The sequence below is a fragment of the uncultured Bacteroides sp. genome (assembly GCF_905207245.1).
Classification (GTDB): Bacteria; Bacteroidota; Bacteroidia; order Bacteroidales; family Bacteroidaceae; genus Bacteroides.
The window spans coordinates 1-4193 of sequence record NZ_CAJLKP010000167.1 but is presented as its reverse complement, the minus strand read 5'-3'; the positions used below and the strand labels follow the sequence as shown (position 1 = coordinate 4193).

The following is a 4193-nucleotide window of genomic DNA, read 5'->3' as shown; positions in this document are numbered from 1 at the left end:
TACCGATAATGGCTTGCTGTGTACGAAGTAGTTCCCGAAACTGTGGATAAGTAATCTGGGAAGTAATAATGCCTTGCTTCTCAAAATGCCTCAAATCAGAAGAGAGCGCCAAAGCTCCTACGGCACTATAACCATCATAAGCCGTATAAGTAAGGTAGTAGAGGTCATCGATTTTTACGATTCGGGGATCTTCCACACCCTGACTTTCATAGCTATATTCTGGAACCAATAAAGGAACTGTATCTCTTTCCACAACCTTCAAAGGTCCCTCAAGACGACAATACCCAATAGACGAATGGTTTCCTTCTCTTACAGCACGATAGAACATGTGTACAGAATTTCCTTCGGCTATCACTGCCGGATTCATCACTCCCTCATTCTCAAATTCAAGCGAAGTGCCTTCCAGTATAATACCCTCTCTCTTTACAGATACCATTACACTTTGGGTATTACGCTCATTCCTTTATTGCTCTTGCTTCCTCTTTCTCTCTGATACTCAGTCAGTACTTTTATCTTATTCTCTGACTTTTCTTTCTTTGCTTCTTTCTTTCTCTCTTTACCTTTCATAATTCATTTCTTTTTAGGATAGTTTATACTCGGGGATAAAATAGGCGGGATTTTTCTTTTTTGCAAGTTACGATATTAATCCGCAAGAGTGTGACAAAGAGCTGATTATTGTCCTTTTATAACAGATAAATACAATTATAGCAGTGAATGAGGTTATCCGTCTGTAGTACTACACAATCACCTCCCGATATCTTAATCAAAGGTTTTCAAACTTATACGAGATCTGTTTCAGAGTGCAAAAAGCATAAAAGATAGTGGGTTATATGACTTCAAGAGGATGCTTAGTCCCACTATCCAAGAACAGCAAGAATGGCATTATATTTAGAATTTCCGTTGGGCAACATCCTTCCAACAGCAGTCGATGAAGAGATATTCAAAGGTGCATACCCTCGTATTTACGACAAAGATATTGCCCCAACAGATTTGGGGCAAATACAAACACCGTTTGCTGAAAACAACACCTACCGTTTCTTTCCAATTTCATCATACGCAAATGGACGGGGCGCACGCTTCATGCTTTTTAGACGGAATACAGAAAGAGATTAATAATCTGACAGCTTGAAGTTATAGTGATGTTCGCCCCGACTTACTTGCTGTTCTACTTTGATATTTCACTTTTTCATAATAGATTTGCAAAAACATCATTTGTTATCAATGCTTTGCTATTTATAATGGTGATAAAGATATAAAAGCGTCAAATGGAGTGGTCAAAAGTTGGTCTCTTAACCGAGACGATTGATAATGATAGTTTGATGACTGGCAACTGGATGACAAACAACAAGTAAAATAAAATAAAAAAAAAATCTATAAGCATAAACAAAGTGTATCTGTACTCTTTACTACCTATACTAATAGGTACTCCTGCTATCATTATCACCTACCAGGCTATCTATGGAACAGAATACAGAGAAATTCTATATCATAATCCAACATTATTAGTCTATTTCATATTATTGATTCCAATACTTATCATTCTGCATGGTGCAAGCTATATACAATTATCAACTTTTAAAATCAAAAAATTCATGGAAGTAACAGTAATGCCGAACACTGCATCGGCACAAAAGCAGCAAGGATTGAACCAAGTTGTTATCAACAAGGTCCAGAGAATGATTGAAGGAAAAATCGCGCAGGATTTCATTGCGCCAATCGGAGTAAACCTGCGTAATAATGACCGCCATCCGGTTATCTCATTTCAAGGAGGTGACCATGTGCAAATGACCATGCCGGAGGGCAACTTCAACCTGCATGGAAATGCCATCAGCCAGATATCCGAAAAGATGAATATTCCGGCAAAATACCTGAGAGAGTTGTCCGCCGGAGATGAATGGCAGAAACAACTGTGCGCCACCATCCTCAACGGATACCTGCAAGACCCTGGCCCTGCGCAAATACACTCGCTGCGACAAACGCGCACATAACGGATAAAAGGATTTTCTTTCTCATTGTCGAATCGTTTAAGGTGAGACATAAAATTGATTTCGACTGCAAATATAGATGGGATAATTTACTGAGATACAAGTATTTCATCAGGTGTCGGCAGATGTCATCAAATGTCTGCTAAATGGAACTGAATTGAAGGCGAATGGTATTTATTAACTAACTTCCGGTAATCCCAAACAAAAAGTTAACATATATGTTATCATTGTATCGGATTAATTCCCTATTTTTGTGCCATGATTGAATAGAAGAATGAAAATTTCACTTATAAAGTTGGACCAATTCTCAGGCAGAAGGACTAATTTCTATACTGTGGCAGTGGACGATGACGACAAATCCTTGTTCCAGCATTTTATAGAAAGTAATCTGGAGCAGCATGGTAAGGAAATCCGGAATCTGCTGATGCGAATCAAAGCGATGGGCGATGCCACCGGAGCACGGGAGCATTTCTTCAAACTCAGGGAAGGCAAAGCGGATGAATATGAAGACGACTAAAGGAAACGTATTTTTTGATAATCTGGCGGATTCGCTCGATGCAGCCGAATACGCGCGTGTTAAAAGCCGTATGTGTGTGGCGGCCAAAATTGCCGACGCGCTTAAACAGAAAGGCATGACACAAAGGGAACTTGCCCGTCTGATGGGGAAAAAACCCTCTGAAATATCCCGTATGCTCACAGGGACAATGAACCTTACGCACGATACGATGTTTGACTTACAGCAGGCTTTAGGCATAGAGTTGATAAATGTCGCTTCATCGGGCATACGTGAAGTTCCGGACATTAATTTGTCCGTTGTATTGAAACGAAATTCTGAATATAGCATACTTCCGGAAAAGGACTTCGTCCGCACCGGCTTCCTTGCCTATAGCGGTGAGGTAAAGGTGGTGCCTTAAAAATTAGAGTTATGAAAGAAGAGAAAGTGGTTAATATCGCTATGGTCAAAATCCAGGAGACCGCATTCAGGTTCAATACGGATTTCGATTACAACGGCTACGACAGGGAGAAGATTACAGTCGGTTATGGTCAGAAATTCCATGTTGACATGCAGGCGCAAACCGTCGGTGTGGAACTGACTTTTATTTTTTCAGATAAATCATCGAACACCGACCTGGTTGCGCTATCGGTAAATTCTGTATATGCCATATCCAACCTATCCGGCATTCTGAAGGTGGAAGACGGCGTTTATAAAACAAATGAAGGTCACGTCATACCTAAAATAATCAAACTTTCCATAGGTACGATGCGAGGCATTCTTTATATGAAACTGAAAGATACCGTCCTTTCGGATATGCTCCTGCCCCTGATACCAAGTGACTTTATTTCTGCCACAGGAAATATAGACGGCACAAAAGCAGGCTGATCGTCCGCTTTTTGAAGATAATAGCTAAAAGCCTGTGTATCTCTCAAAAGAAATACACAGGCTTTATCGTATGCATTGGCATGAATATTTAAACCGGATTTTTCGGGTAAAACATTGGCATAGGTCTTACAAGTATTGTTTCTGATGCTTTTATTCTCTACTTGGGAAGAAAAGACCTCAAAAAGGTCTGTCCCCCGGACAGCGTGCAGGGTGAGAGCGTCATGATTTCTACCGTATATCTCATCTCTTCCACCTCGAACTTCGGCACGGACTGCACGAATTTCAGTGTGTCGGACAGAATGGAGAGCGATTCGGCATACCGCCGTTCGTCATACACTGCCGCCAGCATCAGGTTCAGGTTCAGCAGTAGGGGCGGCGTCTGCCGCGTATAGCCTTCCACCGTGCGTTGCACCGGAGCAGAGATGCCGCTCGGCGTAGTATGTCAGAATCTTCTTTATCATGTCGTTTTCAGATAGTTTATGATACCTTCCACCATGATGTCCGTCACGCACTGCTTCCCGGCTTCGGCGTATGCCCGGTTTGCCCGGTCCACACGCTCTGCCAGCGGCACGTCTGATTCTTCGGGCACGATGCGGACGGCATCGATGCCCGCTTGTTGCAACTTGCTTGCTACCCGGATAGCTATCTCGCGGGTGTAGGCGTATTCCCTCAGTCGTCCGTCGGGCGAACGCTTGCCCGGAGTTTCCACTCCGTGGCCATTGTCAATCAATACTTTCATTGCGTCTCTGTTTATTCGTTTATACTATTCATTGTTCTTTCTCTCTTTTGTCGGATTGAAAATCCTGATGCTCATGACCGGCGGGTTG

6 protein-coding genes and 5 pseudogenes are annotated in these 4193 nt (G+C 42.2%); 5 read left to right on the top strand and 6 right to left on the bottom strand.

Translation table 11 applies throughout. The annotated features are described in order from the left end of the window. A pseudogene (locus QZ135_RS24645) lies at positions 1-436 on the bottom strand (pesticidal protein Cry7Aa); the annotation flags it as partial. Continuing rightward, a complete protein-coding gene (locus QZ135_RS24640) occupies positions 436-567 on the bottom strand; it encodes a hypothetical protein (protein ID WP_294615742.1) in 132 nt (43 codons plus the stop codon). The pseudogene QZ135_RS24645 and the gene QZ135_RS24640, both read right to left, overlap by 1 nt. A gap of 421 nt (positions 568-988) precedes the next feature. Here QZ135_RS24640 and QZ135_RS24635 point away from each other — a divergent pair. Both QZ135_RS24635 and QZ135_RS24630 read left to right on the top strand, forming a co-directional pair. Beyond that, a pseudogene (locus tag QZ135_RS24635) lies at positions 989-1129 on the top strand (chloramphenicol acetyltransferase); the annotation flags it as partial. A 463-nt stretch (positions 1130-1592) separates the two neighbouring features. Next, positions 1593-1928: pseudogene (locus tag QZ135_RS24630) on the top strand (hypothetical protein); the annotation flags it as partial. A 1-nt stretch (position 1929) separates the two neighbouring features. Here QZ135_RS24630 and QZ135_RS24625 read toward each other — a convergent pair. Beyond that, a pseudogene (locus QZ135_RS24625) lies at positions 1930-2038 on the bottom strand (conjugal transfer protein TraE); the annotation flags it as partial. A 221-nt stretch (positions 2039-2259) separates the two neighbouring features. Between QZ135_RS24625 and QZ135_RS24620 the strand changes: the two are divergent. Genes QZ135_RS24620 through QZ135_RS24610 form a run of 3 tightly spaced genes read left to right on the top strand, consistent with a single transcriptional unit; the run spans position 2260 to position 3366 of the window. Beyond that, positions 2260-2502, top strand: a complete 243-nt coding sequence (locus QZ135_RS24620; protein WP_294615740.1) for a hypothetical protein — start codon at positions 2260-2262, stop codon at positions 2500-2502. Beyond that, positions 2489-2899, top strand: coding sequence for a helix-turn-helix transcriptional regulator (locus QZ135_RS24615; protein WP_294615738.1), 411 nt, complete (start codon positions 2489-2491; stop codon positions 2897-2899). Before QZ135_RS24620 ends, QZ135_RS24615 begins: the two co-directional genes overlap by 14 nt. Positions 2900-2910: 11 nt before the next feature. Next, complete coding sequence (locus QZ135_RS24610; RefSeq protein ID WP_294615736.1) at positions 2911-3366, top strand: hypothetical protein; 456 nt, start codon at positions 2911-2913, stop codon at positions 3364-3366. Here QZ135_RS24610 and QZ135_RS25030 read toward each other — a convergent pair. The 3 genes and pseudogenes from QZ135_RS25030 to QZ135_RS24600 form a co-directional block, all read right to left on the bottom strand. Then, on the bottom strand, positions 3261-3575 hold the full coding sequence (locus QZ135_RS25030) for a hypothetical protein (protein WP_365979440.1): 315 nt from the start codon (positions 3573-3575) through the stop codon (positions 3261-3263). The two genes, QZ135_RS24610 and QZ135_RS25030, sit on opposite strands and share 106 nt — an antisense overlap. Beyond that, positions 3524-3766 carry a Pvc16 family protein gene (locus tag QZ135_RS24605; protein ID WP_294615734.1) on the bottom strand — a complete coding sequence of 81 codons (243 nt, stop codon included), beginning with the start codon at positions 3764-3766 and terminating at the stop codon, positions 3524-3526. Before QZ135_RS24605 ends, QZ135_RS25030 begins: the two co-directional genes overlap by 52 nt. A gap of 138 nt (positions 3767-3904) precedes the next feature. Continuing rightward, a pseudogene (locus tag QZ135_RS24600) lies at positions 3905-4105 on the bottom strand (N-acetylmuramoyl-L-alanine amidase); the annotation flags it as partial. Positions 4106-4193 lie beyond the last annotated feature (88 nt).